The organism is Bacillus sp. BS1807G30, from assembly GCF_040047675.1.
Taxonomy (GTDB): domain Bacteria; phylum Bacillota; class Bacilli; order Bacillales; family Bacillaceae; genus Bacillus; species Bacillus altitudinis.
This window is the reverse complement of record NZ_CP157353.1, coordinates 1,655,523-1,678,823: the sequence shown is the minus strand read 5'-3', so window position 1 is coordinate 1,678,823 and position 23,301 is coordinate 1,655,523. Positions and strand designations below refer to the sequence as shown.

Sequence of the window (23,301 nt, the reverse complement as noted above, 5' to 3'; positions counted from 1 at the left end):
TGATGATCCTCGGATATCTTTTTTTGGCTATCGCCATTTTTTCAGAAGCGATTGGGGCAGCGATGCTGAAACTATCAAATGGTTTCACACGCTTTAAACCTAGCGCTGTCGTTGTCGCTGGCTATACACTTGCTTTTTACATGCTGTCATTGACCCTTAATATCATTCCACTTAGCATGTCTTACGCCACATGGTCTGGGGTAGGTACCGTCCTCACGGCTTTTTTTGGCGTGCTCTTTTTCAAAGAAACCTTGAACCGTCAAGCACTTATTGGAATGGCAATGCTTGTTTCAGGGGTCGTACTATTAAATATGTCTTAAAGGATGTGAAGTGATATGAAAGGAATGCTTTATTTAACAGGAGCCATTTTGACAGAGGTTTTTGGCAGTACGATGCTGAAGCTTTCGCAAGGTTTTACACAGGTGCTGCCGAGTATGGGGGTCCTGATCGGATTTGGGTGCGCCTTTACCTTTCTCAGTTTGGCACTCAAAACAATTGAGCTGTCATCTGCATATGCCACTTGGTCTGGGGTCGGTACAGCACTTACTGCTCTTGTGGGCCTCGTACTATTTAACGAAACCATTCATATGAAAGGATTCATTGGTCTTGCACTTGTCATATGCGGCGTCATTGTCTTAAATCAATCCAAAAAACAAAAGGAAGAAAAGAAAGAACCATTCGATCAAACCGAATGGACGTCATAAAAAAAGTCATTTTCTCCATTAATCAAGAGAAAATGACTTTTTTGTCTTAATGACCCGCTTTGATGGTTTCTTCTAAAGAAATATGGACATTCCCTTGCACAGCTCTAGAGATCATACATGAGCTTTCAGCTTTATGTGCAAGCTTACGAGCTCGTTCTATGTCCTGTGCAGTAGCAGACTCTTTGAGAATGATGACAGGACGGTGAATGATTTTCTCATATGTAAACACACCGTTTGTCACATCGACAACTGCCTCAGAGCTCATCGATAGATCCTCTTTCTCTAATTGACTCCGCTCCATCATGGCTGCAAGTGTAATGATATAACATGTGGCCGCTGCACCTAGGAGCATCTCATCTGGATTTGTTCCAATACCCGGTCCATCCATTTCTTTTGGAATGGAAATCTCCGTCTTTAACTGTGCACATTCGATTGTCCCCACATCGTTACGCAGACCAGGCCAGCTTGCCTGAAGATGAAAATGATGACGCGCCATATCTGTCTCTCCTTTTGTTATCACTTTTTATAGTGTAACAAGAATTCACCTTGCTGTCTTAAGATGTGCACCATCCTTACGTATATTCTTCATCCAGCACCGTTCGAATCGCCCTGACATACCGGTAGAACGTCTCGTTTTTTGTACTCGATCGCTGCCGAAAATCGAAACTGTCAAATAACGCTTCCCGTTGACTTCTACTAATCTCAAGCTGTACACTTTGCCCTGTTTTTGTAAGATTATTAATATTATGATTGCTCGTTCCGCTTAGGGTTGCGTGTGCAACTGCAAGTTCAGCAGAAAAACCGTTGCGCTCTAATGAGTTCACAATTTTTTCAGCACGGTCATAGTCTGTTCCGCCAACAAGGGTGTGGTCAATTCCCGGCTCCCCTTTATATCCATGAACAGCTAATACATAATCATGTGCTTTTGCCTGTGCGACTCCGATTGGTTCATCGAAGTTTGTACTTGTAATATGAAGTTCTGATGCATTTTCTCTAAAACCTTCAAATAAGTACGTAGAAAAATCGTTATCAAAAAAATGGACAATCTCACTAACGCCGCCTTCGATTCTCCCGCCATGAGGCGACATCACTAGAAGACGGCTGCCGGGCACTGGATTGGATGTGATTTGATAATGATCTGTTGATTCATTCTCTTCCAGTTCTTTAAAATTTCGATACATATCATTTGAACCGCTTTCGTCTTCTCCACCTGATGACACTGGCTCATCATGTTCCTGTGCTTGCATGGTATAATAGACGCCCCATCCGAGTGCAAGCAGGAGAAGCAAAGCAAAAAACTTCTTCATTCCCGTTCTCCTTTAACAGATTTCTAAGCCGTTTCTATGATTAATATTGAATCATCATTTCTTTTCATTTTTTCCACATTTTCTCTTCAAATTTGATCATAACACTCTAGATCATGAGATTCCTCAAAAATAAGATAATTGCATTTATATACACAGAAACGCCTCTCCTGATTGAAAACAGAGTTAGAATAGTATGACAAACAAATGAAGTTATGTTTAAAATGACCTAGTCCTACCCAGTCTGTTTTCTTTAATTCGTCTTTTTTTTATGCGGATTTGGTTTTTTTCATCTGGAATGAATCACATTTGTATGAGCATTGACCCTGTCTAGAACCCCCTTTTTTCTGCAGAATCCTCTGTTTTACTGGTTCTCTAAGAAGAACTCTCCCACCTATCATCGGCAGTTTTGATATGATTTCCACCTTTTTCTATTATTTTACAAAATGTAAACGCTTTTTCTTTTTGGATGAAATGAGTCAGACGCCAATATGAACAAAAGAAGGGACAAGAATCCGAACGAAGATGCTGTCATGTTCATAACGTAAGAGTGTACGAGAATTGATAGCTAGAATGGAGGGCATCACATGTTTGGATTTTCCATGGTACAAATGGTCAGAACACATGCTAGTAAATTGGATCAACCTTTAAGAGAGACCGTCCTTCACCTCTATAAGCCTTTTAAGTGGACACCTTGTTTTCTTCATCGTTTTTTTGAAGGTAGGTTAAAGAAGAGCAAGAAGCTTCGGGTCATCATTGAATTTAAAGAAGATGCAGTCGAAGCAGGTATTCAAAGCACAAAGCAGCTATTGAAAAAAAGCAGAAAAACAAACATCAAAAAACATTTTTCACACATTGACTGCTGCGCAGCTGATCTTACCCCTGCTGCTTTAGAGGAACTCTTAGCGAATGGGGAGCATATTCGCAAAATATATTTAGACAGACAGGTACATGCACTGCTGGATGTGGCGACACAATCAAGTCATGCGGATGAAGTCGTTCGAAATGGCACGACCTTAACTGGCGAAGGCATTACGGTTGCGGTCGTTGACACGGGCGTATACCCACATCAGGACTTAGAAGGAAGAATTCGCGACTTTGTAGATTTAGTCAAACAAAAAACGAAACCTTATGATGATAACGGTCATGGAACGCATTGCGCTGGGGATGTGGCTGGAGACGGAGCTGCTTCAGGTGGCTTATACAAAGGTCCTGCTCCAAAAGCCAATATCATTGGGGTGAAAGTGTTAAATAAACAAGGAGCTGGATCACTTTCTACTATTATAGAAGGTGTTGAATGGTGCATACAGTTCAACGAAGACCATCCTGACGACCCAATTCACATTATCAGTATGTCACTTGGCGGCGATGCGCAGCGTTATGATGACGAACAAGACGATCCGATGGTGCGCGCTGTCAATGCGGCTTGGGATCAAGGGATTGTCGTATGCGTTGCTGCTGGGAACTCCGGCCCTAACAGTCAAACGATCGCCAGCCCTGCCGTGAGTCAAAAAGTCATTACAGTCGGAGCCTATGATGATCGAAATACGCCCGAATCAAGTGACGATGTCGTGGCACCATTTTCGAGCAGAGGTCCAACGGTCTATGGTGAAACAAAGCCCGACCTCCTCGCACCAGGAGTCAATATCGTCTCTCTTAGATCACCAAGATCATTCCTAGATAAACTAGATAAATCAAGCAGAGTCGATGATGTTTATACGACATTATCTGGCACTTCGATGGCGACACCCATTTGTGCCGGTATCTGCGCACTATTATTAGAGCATTCATCAGATTTAACTCCTGATGAAGTCAAAACTTTATTAAAAGAAAATACAAGCAAGTGGTCTGGAGAGGATCCAATGATTTACGGAGCAGGTGCCATCGACGCAGAAAAAGCAATCCAAGAATAAATAAAAAAGCCCTTTACGTTTTTCGTAAAGGGTGTTGTTTTATCTGTTTTTATGTGTGAAGTCTTTCTTCTACTTGAGCAGCTGACATGTTATGCTTCGTTCTCATACATCTCATCTCCTTTTTGAATGTGCGTACGCGCTTCGATCACAATTTCAAAAAAAGTGGAAGATTCCTTGTACATGTCGCGTTCCTTATAATAATTAGCCGCATCAAGTGCCAATTCCTCTAAATCAGCAAACATTTTTTTGTTTCGTAGTCCCAAAAGGGCTGACCTCAATTGTTCCCAGCTGTCTGTTTCTATATAGAGTGCCTGTAAAAATTGGAATTTCAATTGATAAATTTCATCTCCCAATATAGAGGCCTGATTCATGCCTTCCTTTATAGCCTCACTCGCTCGCTCCATATCTTCGAGTTTAAAACAAGTAAGAGCCAGTGAAAACAATGATTTGATCATCATTGCAGCTTGATCTTTTTGATAAAGTGAAATGGCTTGTTCAAAGAAGACAGTCGCTGTATGGTAGGTTCCCATACTATAATGACAAGTTCCTAAGTTATTGAGGGCCATCGCCTTAAAATAAGATGTGCATTCTTTTCTTTCCATTGCTTCACACACTTTTAAAGCTTTTTCTAAATAAGGGAGCGCTTTTTGATGCTGACTTACATCAATCCAATTACCTGCCATCACAAAATCGCATTGAATGCTTCTTTTTCCATAAAGCTGATGTTTCTTATAGATGTCTCTCGCTTTTTTCGCATAATGCATAGAAAAATAGGTTTGTTTCATATGATAGTATACTTCAGCAATTTTATAATAAAATTCCGCTTTTTCGATCTCATCTGTCACTAAGATCAGCTGATGTTCCGCATGCTTATAATAGGAAATGGCTTCGATATACCGGTGCTGGGTAAATGCATACATTCCATGAAAAAAATGAAAGTAATAACCCAATAAACCCGTCATCTCATCTTCTGCCTCTTCAATTTCTTTTGGAAAAGAAACCGCTTGAAGCGATTCATTCCCTGCATGGACTGGCGTTAAGTGCTGAAGCATCATTTGATGGCGAAAATCCATGAGAGAATAATAGAGTAATAAATCTTGATCTTCTTCCATCTCATGAATGTCTTCTTCAACAAGGCGCTTCATATCGTTTGCCTGATCGACTTCAAATTTGCAAATATGTGTGTACCATTGATTGATTTTTACACCTACTTCGGAAGATGGTATTTTGTGTGCCATCCACTTCAGCCCCATTCTATCATATCAAACTGATAACTATTATTTTACATAATTTATGATTTTAAGGCAAATTGTCATTTATTTCATATTTTATGTTGATTTTGCACATTTCTATCTTTTTTACCAAGTTTAAAGAGAGTACTTTTGCCCATCAAAACCTTTTTTCTACGAAGAAGGGTCGAATTCTCTAAGCACTTCTTTTAAACCACTGACATAGCGACTAAATGCTTTTTTCTTTCCTTTTCTCGTATCAAAGTTGTCAAAAAAGGCTTTTCTCTGCGCCGTACTAATTTCTAACTGGACACTTTCGCCACTGGCATTTTGATTATTAATGTTGTTTGGATCCGTTCCAGAGAGGCGCTCGCCTTTTTGCACGAGCTCTGCGGAGAAGCCCCGGTCTTTTAGTTCTCGCACAACCGCTTCTTGCATTTTTTCGTTTGTCCCGCCCACAAGTGTATGTCTTCTATCACTTTTATAGCCGTGGATTGATATAGAAAAGGGATATGTTTTAATCATTTGAACCAAAATCGGTTCATCGAATTTTGTACTAGTGATATGCAAGTCACGATTGTTATCTTGTTTTGTCCCTTCAAATAAATACGTAGAGTACTTCTTTTCAAATGCTTCTACAATTTCACTTGTTCCTGGTTCAATTTCGCCGCCGTGAGGAGAAAAGACAAGTAAGTCACTTCCCCCTTTTTCATGAAACTCTATCTCATAGCCGTCTCTTTCATGCCGTATAAGCTGTTTAAAACTTTCATATTGATCCCCTTTTTTTCGCTCTTTCTTATACTTTTCTACTTCTTCATGATGTTGTTTTTGCTCTTTATTTTCTTGGATAGAATGGCTGCATTTCACCATTAAAAGAGCACACAGGATGAGAAAGATGAATCCACTTATGAGTAGTCTTTTCATTTCACCGCTCCTTTTCATTCTCTTCGATGTTATCTTATCGCATTATTTTACTATCAATCGCTAAAAGAATTCAAAGAATGTCCGGCTCCTTTTCATGAATCAGGAGAAGTTACCTGTTTTTTTATGTTGCCCTAGGTATTTTCGGCTTCTTTAAAACGGTTCATGTGTAAGTAAAAACTAAATCCTATGACCTCATTTTAGTTTTAGTCAAAAACACCTACAAAATTGGGAATTTTCATCTTTTTTCAAATAAAAAAGCTGTAAACAAAAGGAATATCTCCTTCTGTTTACAGCCAGTCTCTGTATATCCAGCATTAAACTCTTAATTCATTCTCTAATGCTGTCAGCACTTCATCTTGCGACATGCCTTGTGCAAGTGAAATTTCGCTCACTAACATGCCCCGTGCATCTTCAAGCATCTTCTTTTCACTAGAATTTAAGGCTTTTTTCTGATTACGTCTCATCAGATCTTTGACAACGTCTGCGCCATCTTCAATCGAACCTGTTTTTAGCTTTTTCAGATTTTCATCATATCTTTGCTTCCAAGTAAGCGTGTCGTCGTTTGTTTCTTCTGCAAAATTGTTCATCACAACTTTCAGCGTAGCTTGATCAGCTACCGGACGTATACCTAGTTGATTGATTCTGCCTTTTGGGACCATCATCTGCATATTCGGCATTTGAATCAGAAAATATTCCTGCGTCTTACCTAAAATCTCTTTTTCTTCCATTCCTTCAATCACACCGGCTCCATGCATTGGATAAACAATTTTATCACCTATTTGAAACAAATCCGCCACCTCCGAAAGTATTCACAATATCATTATAACACATTTCAGCAGAGGATAAAAATTTATATTTTATCATGTTAATTTAGCACTAGTCAATTCTTTTTATTTGAGTTTTTAAAGAATTAGCCTTTTTTTACAAAAGGAGCGCCACCATCCAGTCCTCGTACACCTTTCTTGCATATACTAGCATTGAGTCACATTTAGGAGGGATGACAATGTGCAAATGCAAGAGCAAACATTCCCACTCAAAATGCTATAAAAAGCATGACGATCATCACCATATTGAGCCGTGTGAAAAAAAGAAGTCTTATCATAAAAAAGATGATTGGTTTGAGAGCGATTTTTGGGATACGTCAAGAAGCTACGATCCCCATTATTTTCCTAAAAGTGTCTGTAGCAGATGTAAGAAGCGTCGCAGAAAAAGACATAGCTTCTCATTTTAGTGCTTGACGCTTCACCTGCTTTTGTTTTCCCGGCTGAAAAGCCGGTTTTTTTGTTGCATGTTGTTCTTTTCTTTCATATGGATAGGCTCATGAAACAGGTGCAGTTCATAAGATATGGCAACCTGAAAAAAAGGATGAGATACAAAATGAACAATATGAATAACCAAACCAACCATTACCATCAAGGAAATCCCTATCACACGTTTGAAAATGTGTATACAGCCAATCATGAGCATATGATCGCACCAAACATGCATGACGCTATGAATATGCCAAATCATTATCATACCGGTAAAAAAGATGCTTATAGCGGACACCATCCGCATCATCATTCAGCCTATTCCCCTTTTATGAAGCAGTATGAACCCTATTCAAATGTACAGATGAACGATCACCATCACTTCGGTCACTACGGCAATTATGGTATGGCTCCCTACCAGCCATATGGCTATCATGATATGCAGATGATGATGCCGGCAAATCATCATATGACAGGAAATGCTTACGGAATGAACCAACCAAATGCATTCCTACCCCGTTATTACTAAAAAACAAGCAAAATAAGGGTATAAAATACCATTTAATGACATATATGAATATGGTAATCTTATAGGTAAATAATGGATTTAATCATCTATTATTTACCTATAATCAACCAAGGGGGAAGGAAGAAATGAAGAAAACATGGACAATCATTATGATGGGGATGCTTACATTGGTCATGGCACTCTCAGTACCGCTAGCCGCATCAGCTGAAGGGGCTAAAACAGAGGAAGGCAAAGCTTCAACAAATGCACGACCAGCTGCACTTTATGCAAAAATCACAGGAGCAAGTAAACAGGAATGGTCTTTTTCTGACATTGACCTGACTTACCGTCCAAATTCTGTTCTTAGTATTGGTGCAGTTGAATTTACTTTACCAGCAGGTTTTCAAGCCACAACAAAGGATATTATCAACGGAAAAGCATTAAAAGACAGTTACATTTTGAACAACGGAAAAACTGTCCGCATTCCAGCTCGTTTCGATTTATTCGGAAGTTCCCAATATACATTACAACTTTCTCATAAAGTACTTCCTGCTGCAGGTACATATACGTTCCGCGCAGAAAATCGTGCGATCAGCATTGGTTCCACATTTTATGCAGAGGATACGATTGATATTAATAAACGGCCAGTTGTCGTCACACCGCCAAATCCTTGCGGATGCTAAACAAAAAAGCGCTCTTAGAGCGCTTTTTCTCATTCATCACATCCCTTGCCACTGTGCTTACTGCATTTTATATAATTGTTACACCATATCTCATTATGGTCTGTCATCATTTAGTTGGCAAACCCACATAAAATCTATCGTTAAAAAAACCTCAGTCAAATGGTGTTTTTTATTGTTGTTTTTGCTCTTTTAGTTTTTTAAAAATCACAAATTGATATACGCCAAATAGTAAGGTTAGAATCATCATTGCGGTAAATAGTTGGTCGACTGGAAGCAAAAAATATACGACAAAAAAAGATAAAAGCAAAACAAAGTAACCTATATTGAACGCTTTTTTGAATGTCATCATATTCCCTTCTTTTTACAATCATATCACGCTACACCTAATCGTATAACCAAATAACAAAAACCCCTATCCATTTGAGGAAAGGGGTTATCCTTACAACATGACAGCGGGTGTTTATCTTCACATCACAAAAACACGAACCAAACTATCGGATTGAAAAATTAATTGGTGGGCAAACCGATTCACCCACCATCTCAAACCTCGCTACATGACCCGTTTAAACATCTTCTCCATTTCATATGTGGAATGATGAATCATAATTGGCCGGCCATGCGGACATGTAAATGGGTCTTGTGTTTGCCGGAGTTCATCTAATAAGGCTTTGATTTCATCGTGACGCAAATGACGATTTGCTTTAATCGAGCCTTTACAACTCATCATGATCGCCGCTTCTTCTCTCAGTTTCTTGATATCCACACGCTTTTCATCAAGTACTTGCTGAATGATTTCTTCGATGAGTTCAGCCTCTTCTCCTTTAGGAAACCACTGCGGATGCGATCGAACGATATAGCTGCCTGATCCGAATGGCTCTAAGAAGACCCCTACTTTTGCTAAAATATCGATATGCTCTTCAATAATCAACATATCGTTTTTTGAGTAGTGAAAAGTTAATGGAACAAGCATTTCTTGCACTTCCTGTTCAATGTCTCCTACCTTTTCACGAAAGTACTCATACTTGATTCGCTCTTGGGCAGCGTGCTGATCGATGATATAAAGACCGCGTTCATTTTGAGCTAAAATATACGTTCCGTGCATTTGTCCAATCGGATACATGACAGGGACACGTTCACTTTCAGCCTGATGCTGGGCTGCACTGTCTTCCAGTATCACTTCGTCATGTTGTTCATGCGAAGCTGCAGATTCCTCTACATATACATGGTCAAACGTTTCTTCAGACGATGCTGGTAAAGTCGCTTCCGTACTTTCCGGTTCACGCATCCCGTATGTGTCGTTCTGACTGGTCTCGTATACAGCCGATTCGAGCGAGTCCGGCTCATAGGAAACAGGTGTTTCCATTCGGCTTTTCATTGTTTGTTTAGAATCAAAAGATAAAGACTGCTGCTCATTTTTCACTGCTGGCATTGGTGCTTTTTTTGGCACTGAAGCACTTGGAATGAGCTGCTGCTTTTGAAAGACGTCCTTAATCCCTTGTTTGATCAACTCATGAAGTTCCTGCTCTTTACTTAGTCTTACTTCAAGTTTTGAAGGATGTACGTTCACATCGACTAAAATTGGGTCCATCTTCATCTCAATAAATGTAATCGGATGGCGTCCGATCGGGAGCAGTGTATGGTATCCTTCATGAATGGCTTTCACCAGCGGGAAATGCTTGACATATCTGCCGTTGACAACAGAAGACATATAATTACGTGATGCCCTTGTCACTTCTGGTAAGGAAATATAGCCTTTCACTTCAAAATCAAGTGATTGTACATGTAGTGGCAGCATTTTTTTGGCCACTGCCGTTCCATAAATGGACGCAAGCACATGCCGCACATCTCCGTTTCCGTTTGTTTGAAGCAGCACTTTTCCTTGATGTCGCAAACGAATCGACACTTCTGGATGAGCAAGTGCAATTCGGTTCACAACATCAGAAATGTTGCCAAGCTCCGTATGAACAGTTTTCATGTATTTTAGACGGGCTGGCGTATTATAAAATAAGTTGGTGACCACAATTTCGGTGCCGCGACGGCCAGAGGTTTTTTTCTCCGAAATGATCTTCCCGCCTTGGAGAGCTAAGTGTGTTCCAGCACCTTCACCGGTACTTGTCTTCATTTCTAAGTGAGAGACAGAGGCAATACTTGGCAGCGCCTCCCCCCTGAAACCGAGCGTCCTGACACGAAACAGATCATTTTCATCTTTGATTTTACTCGTCGCATGACGCTGAAAGGCGAGCTTACAATCTTCAGCATCGATTCCCACCCCATTATCAATAATTCTAATAGAAGAAAGTCCTGCTTCTTCTACATCGATTTCAATGACAGTACTACTAGCATCGATCGCATTTTCCACGAGCTCCTTCACGACAGAAGCCGGACGTTCGACCACTTCACCAGCTGCAATTTTATTTGATAGGTCATCGGATAACTGAATAATCTTTGCCATTTCTTGCTCACCTCACCTTACATTATAATTTCTTTTGCAATTCATATAGCTTTGTCATCGCTTCAAGCGGTGTCATATCCATTAAATTAAATGACTTCAATTCTTCGATCACTGCTTGATCTTTGTTTTTCAGCACAGGTTTTGTTTGCGGTTTTTCTTCCACTTCAAAGAAAGAAAGCTGCTGTTTTTCCTCAGCCATTTCTTTTTTAGGGGCTTTAGACACGCGCGGAATCACTTCATGTGATCCGCTCTCAAGCTCCGTTAAGATGGTCTGAGCTCGATCAATGATCGCATCAGGCAGTTCAGCAAGCTGCGCTACATGGATGCCGTAGCTTTTATCCGCTGCTCCTTCTTTGATTTGATGTAAGAAAACAACTGTCCCTTCATGCTCTTCAGCTCGTACGTGGACATTTTTCAGCTCGCTTAATTGGGATTCAAGTACCGTCAGTTCATGATAATGAGTGGAGAAAAGGGTTTTGGCACCAATATGATCATGCACAAATTCAATGATTGCCTGCGCAAGAGCCATTCCATCATAAGTGCTTGTCCCGCGTCCAATTTCATCAAATAAAATCAAGCTGTTCTTTGTCGCATGTACCATTGCATTTTTTGCTTCGAGCATCTCTACCATAAAAGTACTTTGACCAGAAATCAAATCATCTGCCGCCCCAATGCGTGTAAAGATTTGATCAAATATCGGAAGGGTTGCCTTTGATGCTGGCACAAAACAGCCAATTTGCGCAAGAATTGAGATCAATGCCATTTGTCTCATATATGTGCTTTTCCCTGACATATTCGGACCAGTAATGAGCAAGGTTTGTCTCCCTTTGCCCATTTGGCAGTCATTCGGCACATACTCTTGATGATCCATCACTTTTTCAACAACAGGATGACGTCCATCAATGACTTCCACTTCATCTGCTGAAAATTCAGGGCAGACATAACGCCGCTTTTCACTCACAGTCGCAAAGCATTGCAGCGCATCAAACTCACTCATTTGTTTTGCGAGCAGCTGTAATCTAGGAATATACGCTTTTACTTGTTCCCGAAGCGCAGAAAATAGTTCATATTCCAATTCACTAATATTTGATTCCGCCTCAAGAATAAGGGCTTCTTTTTCTTTCAATTCAGGTGTAATATACCGCTCTGCATTGGCAAGGGTTTGTTTTCTTTCATAACGACCTTCTTCTAATAAATGCGTATTGGCACGGGTCACTTCGATATAGTAGCCAAACACCTTATTAAAGCCGACTTTCAACGAACGAATGCCTGTATATTCTCTTTCTTGCTGTTCAAGACGAGCGATCCAATCTTTCCCGTTTCGGCTCGCATCACGATATTCATCTAATTTTGCATTGTAGCCGTCTTTAATCAAATTGCCTTCTTTTAACGTCATCGGCGGATTCTCATAAAGAGCATCTTCTAATAAATCAAGTAAATCACCGCATGGGTCAATGTCATTTGCTCTAGATTTTGCCATTTCCTCCGGGAGAGAATGGACAAGCTCTTTAATAGCCGGCACTTGCTTGAGAGATTCTTTCAATTGAATGAGATCACGGGCATTCACATTTCCAAATGCCACACGGCCCGCTAGACGTTCAAGGTCATACACTTGCTTTAAACGTTCTCGCAGATCCTCTCGCTCAAAGAAATGTTCCATCAAAATTTGCACCATTTCCTGGCGTTCTTTGATTTGTGAAAGGCGGATGAGCGGACGATCGATCCATTGCTTCAGCAATCTTCCGCCCATTGCCGTTTTTGTTTCATCTAAGAGCCATAATAAAGAACCCTTCTTGCTTTTTGAACGGATGGTTTCTGTTAATTCAAGGTTTCTTTTTGAGTAAAGATCAATTTTCATCGTTTGTTCAAGCTGAAACACTTGAACTTGCTGAAGATGATCAAGACTCCTTTTTTGCGTTCTTCTTAAGTATGCATAGAGTGTTAAAAATGCTATTTTCAGATGTTCGTCAAGATGAGCAACGAGTCGTTCAGCTTCATCTATTAATTCAGCGCTATCTTCGTATGAGATGGTCGCTTGGCAGCGTTCCTTCAGGGTTTTCACCGTTTCTTCATCGAGCTGCTTTGATACCACAATCTCTTTTGCACCGACAGAATAAATTTCAGACACAACTTCATCTAACCGTTCAATGAAAGCCACCATGTTTTCACCTGTTGATAAATCGGAAAGTGCAAGACCATAGCCATTTTGAAAGCTGGAAACAGACGCAATAAAGTTATTTTCGTTTTCATTCAGTCCTTTGCCATCCATGACCGTACCTGGTGTAATCAGTTGAACGACCTCTCTTTTGACCACACCTTTTGCCGTTTTAGGGTCTTCCACCTGCTCACAAATGGCGACTTTATAACCTTTTTCAATCAGTTGTTCTATGTATGCAGACGCAGAATGATATGGAACACCACACATTGGAATCGTGCCGCCATCCCTGCTTGTTAACGTAATTTCTAATTCTTGTGCTGCTTCTTTTGCATCATCAAAAAACATTTCATAAAAATCGCCTAAGCGAAAAAATAAAAAGGCATCTTGGTAATCTGCCTTGATCTTTAAATATTGCTGTATCATGGGCGTATAACTTGCCATATTTCTAATCCCTCACTATATTACTTTCGAATTCATACCATCTTTCATTATAGCATAAAAATTCACCTTTTTTCCCTAGATCAAAGCACAAAAAAACTAGGGGGATATGCGCCCTAGTCATCAATTACTCTTCTGGATCACCTGCGAGGAATTCTGGATGAATATCTTCTAATTCCTCATCCACTTCTTCTTCCCATTCGTGATCATCTTTTTCTTTCCAGCTTGAATTGACTTCTACAACGATTTTGGTTTCCCCTACTACTTCAGCAATGAATTCACGCTCTGCTTGAACGACAATTTTATTGCCATTTGGAGAAATGGTGACTTCTAAGCAATTGGGCTGCTGTAAGACTTTCGCAATCACTTCGTGCTCATCATCAAGGAAGTTTTTATCTTTATATCTCAGTTTGATGATATCTACATATTTTACACGTTCTGTGACCACTTCGGTTTTCGTGTTGTCTGCGTAAGAATACCACACGTTAATATCAAATGTACCTTCAATCTCAACTGTTTTACCGACCTTTTCAGCATCGTACTTATGATTAATGATCCAACCGCCTAGGATGCTGGTTGGTTTTTGCGATGGAGAAATGGTGTGTGTGCTTTGGGTAAATTTCCTCCCTTTTGCAACCACCGCTTTTGTAATAATTTCTCTGTATTCAGACATTCCGGCATGCCTCCTTGTTCTTGATCGTTTTATCTTATGCTGGGCATTCGTCTAGTGTGTCACGATTTTGAGTCTCATGTTCAATTAAATTCATTTCTGTTTCAGTGTATGCATGGTCGCCCATAAACTTGCCTTGAAAATTGGAAAAGTTGGAGAGTGAGAGATTGGGGTTGATGGAAGCTGAAGGAGAAAGAAGGTATACAATTCTTACATCAGAAAACAAAAAACCCCGCATCTGCGGGGTTTTCTCATTTAATGGAGCAACTTGGGGATGAGTTTTTCACTTTTGAACCGGTTTCTCCTAATAAGAGGTCACCGCCGGTTGAAAGAATGATTTCATCCGTTACTTGATTAGAAATTGTGTGCGCTACAAGCTGAAGCAGGGAATTAACCTCTGTTTGTGATTCTTTGAATTCTTGAATCACTGGGATCTCATCCAGTTCTTCTTGCAGGGCATCAATTTTTTCTTCCACTTGTTTTAAGGCTTCATGTTTGCCATAATGCTTTAAATTCACAGCTTGCTTTTGAAGCGCCTTAATTTGATTAATGATCGCTGCAATTTTTGTATTTTCATTGATTTGCGCTTCTGCTTTTTTGAAGAAATCAACTTCTTCTGTTTCAGAAATCATTTTCGCGAGCTCTCTTGCGCGCTCGACAATCTCTTTCTTTGAATAAAGCGTCATTTTAATTCACCTCGATAGCTTCTCCAACCATTTCTCCGTCAAGAGACCAAGTTTTGGCTTGTGTGATTTTCACTTTGACGATGTTGCCAATCGCTTCTTTTGGTGCTTTAAAATTCACAAGCTTGCTTTTACTTGTATATCCGGCTAGGATCTCAGGGTTGTTTTTACTTTCACCCTCTACTAATACTTCGACAGTCTGCCCTTCATATTCCTTCATTTTTTTCGCAGAAATTTCATTTACGAGTGCATTCAGGCGCTGCAGACGTTCTTTTTTGACACGCATTGGCACGTTGTCTTTCATATTGGCTGCTGGTGTTCCTTCTCTTGGAGAGTAAATGAACGTATAAGCCGCATCAAACTCAACCTCACGATAGAGGGAAAGCGTCTCTTCAAACTGCTCATCTGTTTCATTTGGGAACCCAACGATAATGTCCGTTGTTAATGAAGCATTTGGCATTGCCTCTTTGATTTTACGCACTAGGTCAAGGTAACGTTCACGGTCGTATTTTCTTGCCATGAGTTTCAGCACAGAAGAACTTCCTGATTGAACCGGCAAATGAATATGATCGAGAAGGTTTCCGCCTTTGGCAAGCACTTCAATTAAGTGATCATCAAAGTCACGCGGGTGGCTTGTTGTAAAACGGATACGTGGAATATCGATTTTACGCAGCTCATCCATTAGGTGACCAAGACCATATTCCATGTCTTCAAAATCTTTTCCATACGCATTCACGTTTTGACCAAGAAGGGTAATTTCTTTATATCCTTCTGCTGCTAAGCGTCTGACTTCTTGAATAATTTCATCCGGGCGGCGGCTTCTTTCCTTACCGCGCGTGTAAGGGACGATACAGTATGTACAGAATTTATCACAGCCGTACATAATATTCACCCAGCCCTTAATTTTTCCTTGGCGGGCTCTCGGAAGATTTTCAATCACATCGCCTTCTTTAGACCAAACCTCAATGACCATTTCTTTTGAAAGGTAGCTTTCAGATAATAGCTCTGGCAGGCGGTGAATGTTGTGGGTACCGAAAATCAAGTCAACAAATGGGTGTTTCTTTAAAATACGGTTAACAACCGATTCTTCTTGCGACATGCATCCGCAGACGCCTAAGATTAAATCTGGCTTTTCACGCTTTAATGCTTTTAAATGACCAAGCTCTCCAAACACTTTGTTTTCTGCATTCTCACGAATGGCACAAGTGTTTAATAAGATGACATTCGCATCTTCAGTCGAATTTGTTGGTTCATAACCAAGCGCCATAAAAATACCAGCCATCACTTCTGTGTCATGCTCATTCATTTGACAGCCATATGTGCGAATATAAAACTTGCGGCCGTTCCCTAACCCTTGAAATCGCTCGTCAATTTGAAATTGATTGTATTCGACTTCTTCTTTACCCCGTTTTTTCGCATCTTTTAAGGAAGGCGGAATGTACACAGCTTCAAAATACTGGCTGTAGTCCTTCTCGGATTTTTTGTCCGATGAACTTACTTGTCCGCTCGCTTTTCTCTGCTCTTCATTCATGAATTTGTACTCCTTTCAAACCAAGCTCCACCCTACAGTATAGACTATTTTGTCGTGAATTGAAAATAAATTCATATGTGTCCACACTTTTCAATCCACACGAATTTTACATGAATATTGAGTAGGCTTGAGATGGAAATCGTCTTTTCCTAAAGGGTTTTGTATTTCTTTGACAATCTTCATCTGCTGTGTACCGACACTCTCAACTAAAGTAATTACATATGATTCTTTTTCTTCTTCTGCTACCATTCTTTCTTGTTCAGATAAGAAGAATGTAAAGTCATGGTGAGTCAGCTTAGATCCTTTTACTTCTATAAACTTCTCTTTTCCATCGGGGTAATAAGATTTGATATCAAATCCGTGACCATCTTCTGTTTCAGCTACCCAAACGACAGCTTCCGCTAATTGTTCACTTCCCACTGCTTTTAATTGCTCTATTTCCTTATGATAAACAAATTGCTCTGCTATTCTACCTGTCTCTTCGTTTTGCTTTGATCTTTCTTCTCTTAATTGTTTATAAACATCTCTATGAATGATTCTTTTTCTTTTAAATTTGTTCTGATGTTCCACTTTTGGAATAAGGTCCTGATCCAAATATACTTCGTAAACAAAATCATAAAAAAACTCATTTAAAGAATTGATATCTTGTATTAATTGGTGATGGTCAAAATGATCAATATTATACTTTTTATAGACCAATGAGCTTGCTACATATTTTTTAGGTCTTAATGATTTACCTAAATGAAAATCACCTATATGAAAGCCATCTAGTTTTTTATGATGCTTTAATTCAGGCTGTAGCCTTTCCCTCCAAATGGCTGTCTCTTCCTTAATTTCAGATAGAGATAAATTTTCAGTTCCAGTTTCAATTGTTAAATAAAAATCTTCCCCGTTCTCAGCGAATAAAATAACAATAAATATTCCTTTTTGTGTCGTTGTTTTTTGGGAATTAGGATTTGTGGTTAATCTCTTGTCTAAAAGTGCAATCCAAAAACATTCTGCAACTTTCCCATTTCCTGTAGAAGCTTTAATATCGATCCTATCCAAATTCCTCATATGGCGTTTTTCTAATTCATAACGAATGTTGTTTGGGATTTCTTTATTAAACATGTTGTGAAAAGGATGGTTTTTATCTGTTCTCCCTTTGTTCTTATAATCTAAAAATTGTTCATAAAAGTCTTCTTTATTAAATAACATTTGTCTCACCACTTACCTCAATAGATCTTTTTACATACATTATACATAACAAACGGTAGATTTGATGAAATATGGAAAGATTAGCGCAAAAGAAAAGAGAGCCTCAGCTCTCTCAATCAAGTATATTCAGTTTTTTTGCTTCTTCTTCGATGATTGTCAGTGCACGGTCAAGCTCTTCTTTTGTGTGCTCTGCTGTGATGATGGCTCTAATTCTCGCTTTTCCTTTCGCTACAGTTGGGAAAGCAATGCCTTGAGCGAAAACGCCGCGCTCGATTAATGCTTTTGAAAACCGGAAAGTGAGTGCCTCGTCTCCAATCATCATTGGAATAATAGGCGTTTCTGTTGGTGCCACCTCAAATCCAAGACCGATGACTTTTTCTTTAAAATAGGCTGCGTTCTCCCAAAGTGTTTCAATGCGCTCCGGTTCGTCTAACAGCACTTCAATGGCTTCTTCACAGGCTCTTGTGACAGCCGGCGGATGTGAGGTGCTGAATAAAAACGGTCTTGCTTTATGCTTTAAGTAGTCGATTAAAACGGCAGAACCAGCGACGTAACCGCCTAGCACACCAACTGCCTTACTAAGTGTGCCAACCTGAATATGCACTCTGCCGTCAAGTTGAAAATGATTCACCGTTCCGCGCCCATTTTCACCAAGTACTCCAGACGCATGGGCATCGTCTACCATCACAAAGGCATCATATGCTTCTGCAAGTCTTACAATCTCAGGAAGCGGTGCAATATCTCCATCCATTGAGAACACACCATCTGTCACGATAAGACGAACGCGGTAATTCATCGATTTCTTTAAAATTTTCTCAAGCTCTTCCATATTAGAATGAGCATATACTTTTTTATCTGCTTTTGTTAAGCGAATCCCATCGATGATTGAGGCATGGTTCAGCTCATCTGAAATGACAATATCATCTTTTGTGAGAATGCTGGATAAGACCCCTTGGTTGGTCGTAAAGCCTGATTGGAATACAAGGGCTGCCTCTGTCTTTTTAAAAGCGGCGAGCTTTTTTTCAAGCCGTTCATGCATTGTCATCGTTCCAGCAATGGTTCGTACAGATCCTGTTCCAGCACCGAATTCATCAATCGCCTCTTTTGCCGCTTTCATCAGCCTTGGATGTGAGGTGAGACCTAAGTAGTTATTTGAAGAGAGTTGTATGACGGATTGTTCATTTAATGTCACCGTGGATGATTGTTTGGAATCGATTTCTTTCAGTGTTTGATGGGTGCCTTGCTGCTTCATTGTGTCCAATTCATCTTGTAAATACGTAAATTCTTTCATCATTTCGTCCCCCTTTGATATGATGGCATGATCAGTACCACCTTCCCGCACGTACCATTTCTCATGAGTTCAAATCCCTTTTCAAAATCTTCAAATGGCAACGTATGGGTGATAACCGGCTGTACATCAATGGTATTCGTTCTTAAAAGTTCAGATACTTGACGCCACGTCTCAAACATTTTTCTCCCCGTGATCCCTTGCACGGTTAATCCCCTAAAAACAATTTGATTCGTAATGTCAATGGTTACCGGCCGCTCTGGCAAACTTAGTATATTCACTTTCCCTCCATTTGCACAAGCTTCGAGTGCTTGATTAATCGCAACGGGATGTCCTGACATCTCACACATCACGTCTGCCCCTTCCATCCGCGTGAGCTGCTTGATCATGGCAACAGGATCATCTTTTCCGATATCCACGATATGATCTGCACCCATTTTACGGGCAAGATCCAGTCTGTATTCATTTTTATCAACAGCGAACACTTGGACAGCCCCGGAGGCTTTTGCAACCGCAATCGCCATTAAACCAATGGGCCCGCAGCCAAAAACCGCCACTGACTTTCCTGAAACAGATGTATGCAGAACTGTATGAACAGCATTTCCAAGCGGTTCTTGAATAGATGCAAGTTCCACTGGCATTTGAGCTGGATTATGCCACACATTTTGTTCTGGTACTTTGACATATTCAGCAAAACAGCCATCAATGTCGACCCCTAAAATTTTCGTTTCGCTGCACAAATGCTGCTGACCCGTTAAACACATGTAACACTGATTACAGACAATATGCGTCTCAGCCGATACAAAATCCCCTACTTTTGCTCGAGAGACTTGGTTCCCCGTTTTGACAACTTCCCCTGTGAATTCATGACCAAAAATGTACGGTGCTTTGACTCTCCCCTTCGCCCAATCATCCCAATTATAAATATGCACATCCGTTCCGCATATTGATGTAGCCTTTACCTGGATGAGCACTTCATGATCACTTATTTCTGGAATCGGCATTTGCATCATCGTCGCTCCGTAAGCGCTCTCTTTTTTAACAATCGCTTTCATCGTTCCACACATGACGTACAACCCCTTTGTTAAAAAACTTCTCCCAATCAGATCTTATCATGTCTTATTTTAGACGTAAATACCGATGTCTTTCAGGAGAAGACAAATGAACACTCCACATATTTTTTTAGATATTTTTCTAAAAAAAAAAAAGCAAATCTCCTTTTATTCGGAGATTTGCTTTTAAGTTGTCAGCGTTTTTTTGAAACGGCCACATATAAAGCCGGCACAATCAGTAGTGTCAGAATCGTTGAGAAAAAGACACCTGATACGATGCAGATCGCTAGCGGCTTAAAGAGTGGGTCATTACTTAAAGCAACGGGCATAAGAGCGACAAGTGCTGTAAATGCTGTCAGCAAAATAGGTCTAATCCTTGCTCTCCCCGCTTCAATCACAGCTGCCTGTTGATCGAGACCTTGCTTGCGCCGCTGTTCAATAAATTCAAACAAAACGACCGCATTTCGGACAACAATACCTGCCAATGAGACAATCCCCATTGTGGCCATAAAGCTAAACGGCGTTTGAGTGACAAATAGTCCAATAATGGCGCCGGATATCGCTAAGTAAACCGTTCCAAGAACTAAAAGCGGAAGCATGAGTGAATTGAACTGGAAAGCGATGGTCACATAAATAAGCAGAAGGACTACCCCAAATAAGAGACTAATTTCAATAAAGAATTGGGTTTGATCTTCATTTTCTCCGCCCTGAGAAATGGTCAAATTCTTCGCTGCATCGCTTTTCCCAACTTCATTTACGACTTCTGTCATATCCTCTTTAAACGTATCTGATGTACCAGGATATGCCTTTAACGTGATCGTCGGCATCCCGTTTTCATGCGGAATGCTTTCAAATTGCTCTGTTTCTTTTTCTTTTACGTATCGGCTAAGCGGCTCAAGTTGAGGCATGCCACCCTCATTTGCACTCACAGGCACCTTGATGTCTTTTAGCTTCAGTCCGTTTTGATGTGTCCCCATGTCCTGTTTCACTACGAGGTCGATGTCATCTGTTCCTTGTTTAAAAGTGCCTAATGGAATTCCTTCTGTGACAAGGCCAAGCTGTCTGCTGACAAACTGAGCAGTGAGCCCATCCTCTGCCATTCGGTCACGATTTAATTCAAATGAGATGGTTTTCACCGGTTGATTGACATCGTCTGTGATCAGACTTGCTCCGCTTTCTTTCATTTCTTTTGTGAGCTTCTCTTTCACATCAACGAGTTTTGAAAATTGTTCTCCTGCAACAGTGACGGTCACAGGCGCTCCTGTTGGTGGTCCTTGAACAATGGTTTTCATAAAGATATCAGCATCTTTATATTTCTTTCGCAATGGCTCTGTCATACGATCGATCAATGCTTTGCTTGTCATCTGATTATTGTCTACTCTGACAACAATCTGACCAGTATGATCACTTGCGTTTGAAATGCTTTCATTAAACAAGTTCGGCACACCGCCGCCTGCAAAAATGGCCGTCTCTTCAATGCCTTTTTGCTGTTTGATCTCTTGTTCTATTTTCTCTAATGTGTCATTTGTTTTATCTAAGGTTGTTTCACTTGGAAGTGTCACAGTGACAACAACTTCTTTCTTATTCGCCGCAGGGAAAAACTCAAATGGTGTGGCGAAAATAAGCAAAAAGGCAAGTGTGGCAACGAGCAAACCACTTAATCCAATGAGAAGTGGCCGCTTCACGATGTTTGTCAGTACTCGATCTGCATAAAAATCAGCTAATCTTTTTAATGGTTTGCCTAAAAAGCCCGGTTCCTTTTGAATCTTCTTGTTCTTTCTTTTTCGGTTTGCTGTATATTGATACACTGGCACAAGTGTCAATGAAATAACCATTGACGCAAGTACAGTTGTGACTAGAACAGACGGTAACGCTCGAATAAATGAACCGTTCGCACCAGAAAGGAAAACAAGCGGCAAGAAGGCAAAGACAACTGCCAGTGTTGACGTTAAAATGGATCCAGCCACTTCTTTTACACCTGCAATTGTTCCTTTAAGCGGACTTTCGTATTTTTTCATCTGCCTTAAAATATTATCGTTGACGACAATGGCGTCATCTACAAGTATCCCTAGGGCAATGATAAAGCCAATAATTGAAATTTGATTAAGGTCCACTTGTAAAAACGGCAGCGGGATGGTTCCGATCGTTATGGATAGCGGAATCGCAAGTGAAACGATAAACGCACCACCAATGGTTAGACCAAGTGTGGTGACGACAATGACGGCGATGACGGCCACGATCGCTTCTTTGATTAAATCGTTAAAAATAGCATCTACTTCACTTTTTTGTGAATAGTAGTCTATCCAATCCACACCATTTGGCAGCTCTTTCTCTTTTTCAATGACCGCACTGACTTTGTCATACATTTTAGGAATATCCAGTCCCGGCTTGATATTGACTGTAAATGAATAGGCTGGCTTTCCGTTATATGAAACGATATCACTTTTCTCTTTTTCTACTTCTTTTAAACGACCAAGCTGACCGATTGTAACAGGCTCTCGGCTCGTTTTTGAGAAGATCTCAATCTTTTTGATTTGATCTAAACGATCATAGGCATCAATGGACAGCTTGACCTTTTCTCCATCTGCCTGAACGTCACCTAGAGGGGATGTGTCAAATTCTTGATTGATGGCATTTGTGACATCGGTCACGTTTAACCCGTTATCCTCCAGTTTACTTGAATCCAAGTTCAATATTGCTTGTTTGTCATTGAACCCTTTGATGACGACTCCATCAACACCTTTGATGTCCTCCACTTTTTCTTTTAACGCACGCAGCGATTCCTGACTTTTTGCTAAATCAGATGAATTACTTGATACAATCATATAAGAACCAACTGGCACGTTACCAAACTCATCCTTTACATCTGGCTCCAGCACACCATCTGGAAAAGAAGAGGCGGCATTTGTGGTTTCACTCTTGATTTGACTTGCCACCTTTTGAAAATCGGCTTGATCATCAATTTCAAGCACAATATTTGAGAAACCAATAGCAGAAACAGAGCTTGTCTTCTCTACACCATTGATATCAGAAATGGCCGACTCAAGCTTATTGGTGACATCACTTTCTACCTGTTTTGCATCTGCACCAGGGAAAACAGTCGAAATGGTTACAATATTCGCTTGAAACTCTGGCAGTTCTCGTTTAGGAAGCTGTGTAAACAAATAACCTCCAGCAATGAGAACGATAAAAAATAAAATAAAAACAAGCTTTCCTCTTTTTAAAAAAGCTTCAACCATTATTTCACCTACTTAAATATTTATTTTTGATGAAGTATTTTCAACTTAATCTTAATTTATCATCATGGTGAAAAAATG

At 40.2% G+C, this 23,301-nt stretch carries 19 protein-coding genes; 5 read left to right on the top strand and 14 right to left on the bottom strand.

Annotated features, from left to right (window positions below; translation table 11 throughout):
* The first annotated feature begins 2 nt into the window (after positions 1–2).
* Positions 3–320, top strand: a complete 318-nt coding sequence (locus ABG082_RS08520) for a multidrug efflux SMR transporter (RefSeq protein WP_017367286.1) — start codon at positions 3–5, stop codon at positions 318–320.
* Between the two features lie 15 nt (positions 321–335).
* Positions 336–704 carry a multidrug efflux SMR transporter gene (locus tag ABG082_RS08515; RefSeq protein WP_007499443.1) on the top strand — a complete coding sequence of 123 codons (369 nt, stop codon included), beginning with the start codon at positions 336–338 and terminating at the stop codon, positions 702–704.
* Between the two features lie 46 nt (positions 705–750).
* Here the strand turns inward: ABG082_RS08515 and ABG082_RS08510 are convergent, their stop codons facing one another.
* Together ABG082_RS08510 and ABG082_RS08505 are read right to left on the bottom strand one after the other, a co-directional pair.
* On the bottom strand, positions 751–1,200 hold the full coding sequence (locus tag ABG082_RS08510; RefSeq protein WP_035700836.1) for an OsmC family protein: 450 nt from the start codon (positions 1,198–1,200) through the stop codon (positions 751–753).
* 76 nt (positions 1,201–1,276) lie between these two features.
* Positions 1,277–2,011 carry a poly-gamma-glutamate hydrolase family protein gene (locus tag ABG082_RS08505; protein ID WP_008344018.1) on the bottom strand — a complete coding sequence of 245 codons (735 nt, stop codon included), beginning with the start codon at positions 2,009–2,011 and terminating at the stop codon, positions 1,277–1,279.
* 584 nt (positions 2,012–2,595) lie between these two features.
* Between ABG082_RS08505 and ABG082_RS08500 the strand changes: the two genes are divergently transcribed.
* The gene (locus ABG082_RS08500; protein WP_057079515.1) at positions 2,596–3,921 is read left to right on the top strand and encodes a S8 family peptidase; all 1,326 of its coding nucleotides are present in this window, start codon (positions 2,596–2,598) and stop codon (positions 3,919–3,921) included.
* Between the two features lie 89 nt (positions 3,922–4,010).
* Here ABG082_RS08500 and ABG082_RS08495 read toward each other — a convergent pair whose 3' ends face one another.
* The 3 genes from ABG082_RS08495 to ABG082_RS08485 all read right to left on the bottom strand — a co-directional run bounded on the left by ABG082_RS08495 (position 4,011) and on the right by ABG082_RS08485 (position 6,862).
* Positions 4,011–5,159: a Rap family tetratricopeptide repeat protein gene (locus ABG082_RS08495; RefSeq protein ID WP_058213763.1), complete on the bottom strand. Its 1,149-nt coding sequence runs from the start codon at positions 5,157–5,159 to the stop codon at positions 4,011–4,013.
* A gap of 165 nt (positions 5,160–5,324) precedes the next feature.
* Positions 5,325–6,074, bottom strand: a complete 750-nt coding sequence (locus tag ABG082_RS08490; protein WP_008344021.1) for a poly-gamma-glutamate hydrolase family protein — start codon at positions 6,072–6,074, stop codon at positions 5,325–5,327.
* A gap of 314 nt (positions 6,075–6,388) precedes the next feature.
* Positions 6,389–6,862: a CarD family transcriptional regulator gene (locus ABG082_RS08485; RefSeq protein ID WP_007499456.1), complete on the bottom strand. Its 474-nt coding sequence runs from the start codon at positions 6,860–6,862 to the stop codon at positions 6,389–6,391.
* Positions 6,863–7,451: 589 nt separating this feature from the next.
* On the opposite strand from ABG082_RS08485, the gene ABG082_RS08480 reads away from it, so the two are divergent.
* Positions 7,452–7,853: a hypothetical protein gene (locus tag ABG082_RS08480; protein ID WP_035701075.1), complete on the top strand. Its 402-nt coding sequence runs from the start codon at positions 7,452–7,454 to the stop codon at positions 7,851–7,853.
* 125 nt (positions 7,854–7,978) lie between these two features.
* Positions 7,979–8,515, top strand: coding sequence for a biofilm surface layer hydrophobin BslA (bslA, locus tag ABG082_RS08475; protein ID WP_017359045.1), 537 nt, complete (start codon positions 7,979–7,981; stop codon positions 8,513–8,515).
* 550 nt (positions 8,516–9,065) lie between these two features.
* Here bslA and mutL read toward each other — a convergent pair.
* The 9 genes from mutL to ABG082_RS08430 all read right to left on the bottom strand — a co-directional run bounded on the left by mutL (position 9,066) and on the right by ABG082_RS08430 (position 23,223).
* Positions 9,066–10,967, bottom strand: coding sequence for a DNA mismatch repair endonuclease MutL (mutL, locus tag ABG082_RS08470; RefSeq protein ID WP_046343564.1), 1,902 nt, complete (start codon positions 10,965–10,967; stop codon positions 9,066–9,068).
* Positions 10,968–10,989: 22 nt separating this feature from the next.
* Positions 10,990–13,566 (bottom strand): DNA mismatch repair protein MutS, encoded by a 2,577-nt coding sequence (gene mutS, locus ABG082_RS08465; RefSeq protein WP_348936763.1) that lies wholly within the window; start codon positions 13,564–13,566, stop codon positions 10,990–10,992.
* 124 nt (positions 13,567–13,690) lie between these two features.
* Positions 13,691–14,236: an outer spore coat protein CotE gene (gene cotE, locus ABG082_RS08460; RefSeq protein WP_007499466.1), complete on the bottom strand. Its 546-nt coding sequence runs from the start codon at positions 14,234–14,236 to the stop codon at positions 13,691–13,693.
* Between the two features lie 248 nt (positions 14,237–14,484).
* Positions 14,485–14,919: a RicAFT regulatory complex protein RicA family protein gene (locus ABG082_RS08455; protein WP_008344661.1), complete on the bottom strand. Its 435-nt coding sequence runs from the start codon at positions 14,917–14,919 to the stop codon at positions 14,485–14,487.
* A 1-nt stretch (position 14,920) separates the two neighbouring features.
* Complete coding sequence (miaB, locus tag ABG082_RS08450) at positions 14,921–16,447, bottom strand: tRNA (N6-isopentenyl adenosine(37)-C2)-methylthiotransferase MiaB (RefSeq protein WP_348936762.1); 1,527 nt, start codon at positions 16,445–16,447, stop codon at positions 14,921–14,923.
* A gap of 90 nt (positions 16,448–16,537) precedes the next feature.
* A complete protein-coding gene (locus ABG082_RS08445; protein WP_348936761.1) occupies positions 16,538–17,644 on the bottom strand; it encodes a DUF3578 domain-containing protein in 1,107 nt (368 codons plus the stop codon).
* 112 nt (positions 17,645–17,756) lie between these two features.
* Entirely contained in the window at positions 17,757–18,938 is a 1,182-nt protein-coding gene (locus ABG082_RS08440; protein WP_007499472.1) for a glycine C-acetyltransferase, read from the bottom strand.
* Positions 18,935–19,999 carry an L-threonine 3-dehydrogenase gene (tdh, locus tag ABG082_RS08435; RefSeq protein WP_317329228.1) on the bottom strand — a complete coding sequence of 355 codons (1,065 nt, stop codon included), beginning with the start codon at positions 19,997–19,999 and terminating at the stop codon, positions 18,935–18,937. The genes ABG082_RS08440 and tdh overlap by 4 nt, the downstream gene beginning before the upstream one ends.
* A 179-nt stretch (positions 20,000–20,178) precedes the next feature.
* Complete coding sequence (locus ABG082_RS08430) at positions 20,179–23,223, bottom strand: efflux RND transporter permease subunit (RefSeq protein WP_348936760.1); 3,045 nt, start codon at positions 23,221–23,223, stop codon at positions 20,179–20,181.
* Between the last annotated feature and the right edge of the window lie 78 nt (positions 23,224–23,301).

What these genes read in the sequence shown, in the direction of transcription:
- ABG082_RS08445 (WP_348936761.1), bottom strand. Translation starts at nt 17,644, where the DNA reads ATGTTATTTAATAAAGAAGACTTTTATGAACAATTTTTAGATTATAAG.
- ABG082_RS08490 (WP_008344021.1), bottom strand. Translation starts at nt 6,074, where the DNA reads ATGAAAAGACTACTCATAAGTGGATTCATCTTTCTCATCCTGTGTGCT.
- ABG082_RS08455 (WP_008344661.1), bottom strand. Translation starts at nt 14,919, where the DNA reads ATGACGCTTTATTCAAAGAAAGAGATTGTCGAGCGCGCAAGAGAGCTC.
- ABG082_RS08430 (WP_348936760.1), bottom strand. Translation starts at nt 23,223, where the DNA reads ATGGTTGAAGCTTTTTTAAAAAGAGGAAAGCTTGTTTTTATTTTATTT.
- ABG082_RS08480 (WP_035701075.1), top strand. Translation starts at nt 7,452, where the DNA reads ATGAACAATATGAATAACCAAACCAACCATTACCATCAAGGAAATCCC.
- ABG082_RS08520 (WP_017367286.1), top strand. Translation starts at nt 3, where the DNA reads ATGATCCTCGGATATCTTTTTTTGGCTATCGCCATTTTTTCAGAAGCG.
- tdh (WP_317329228.1), bottom strand. Translation starts at nt 19,999, where the DNA reads ATGTGTGGAACGATGAAAGCGATTGTTAAAAAAGAGAGCGCTTACGGA.
- ABG082_RS08515 (WP_007499443.1), top strand. Translation starts at nt 336, where the DNA reads ATGAAAGGAATGCTTTATTTAACAGGAGCCATTTTGACAGAGGTTTTT.
- bslA (WP_017359045.1), top strand. Translation starts at nt 7,979, where the DNA reads ATGAAGAAAACATGGACAATCATTATGATGGGGATGCTTACATTGGTC.
- ABG082_RS08495 (WP_058213763.1), bottom strand. Translation starts at nt 5,159, where the DNA reads ATGGCACACAAAATACCATCTTCCGAAGTAGGTGTAAAAATCAATCAA.
- mutL (WP_046343564.1), bottom strand. Translation starts at nt 10,967, where the DNA reads ATGGCAAAGATTATTCAGTTATCCGATGACCTATCAAATAAAATTGCA.
- ABG082_RS08500 (WP_057079515.1), top strand. Translation starts at nt 2,596, where the DNA reads ATGTTTGGATTTTCCATGGTACAAATGGTCAGAACACATGCTAGTAAA.
- cotE (WP_007499466.1), bottom strand. Translation starts at nt 14,236, where the DNA reads ATGTCTGAATACAGAGAAATTATTACAAAAGCGGTGGTTGCAAAAGGG.
- miaB (WP_348936762.1), bottom strand. Translation starts at nt 16,447, where the DNA reads ATGAATGAAGAGCAGAGAAAAGCGAGCGGACAAGTAAGTTCATCGGAC.
- ABG082_RS08510 (WP_035700836.1), bottom strand. Translation starts at nt 1,200, where the DNA reads ATGGCGCGTCATCATTTTCATCTTCAGGCAAGCTGGCCTGGTCTGCGT.
- ABG082_RS08505 (WP_008344018.1), bottom strand. Translation starts at nt 2,011, where the DNA reads ATGAAGAAGTTTTTTGCTTTGCTTCTCCTGCTTGCACTCGGATGGGGC.
- ABG082_RS08440 (WP_007499472.1), bottom strand. Translation starts at nt 18,938, where the DNA reads ATGATGAAAGAATTTACGTATTTACAAGATGAATTGGACACAATGAAG.
- mutS (WP_348936763.1), bottom strand. Translation starts at nt 13,566, where the DNA reads ATGGCAAGTTATACGCCCATGATACAGCAATATTTAAAGATCAAGGCA.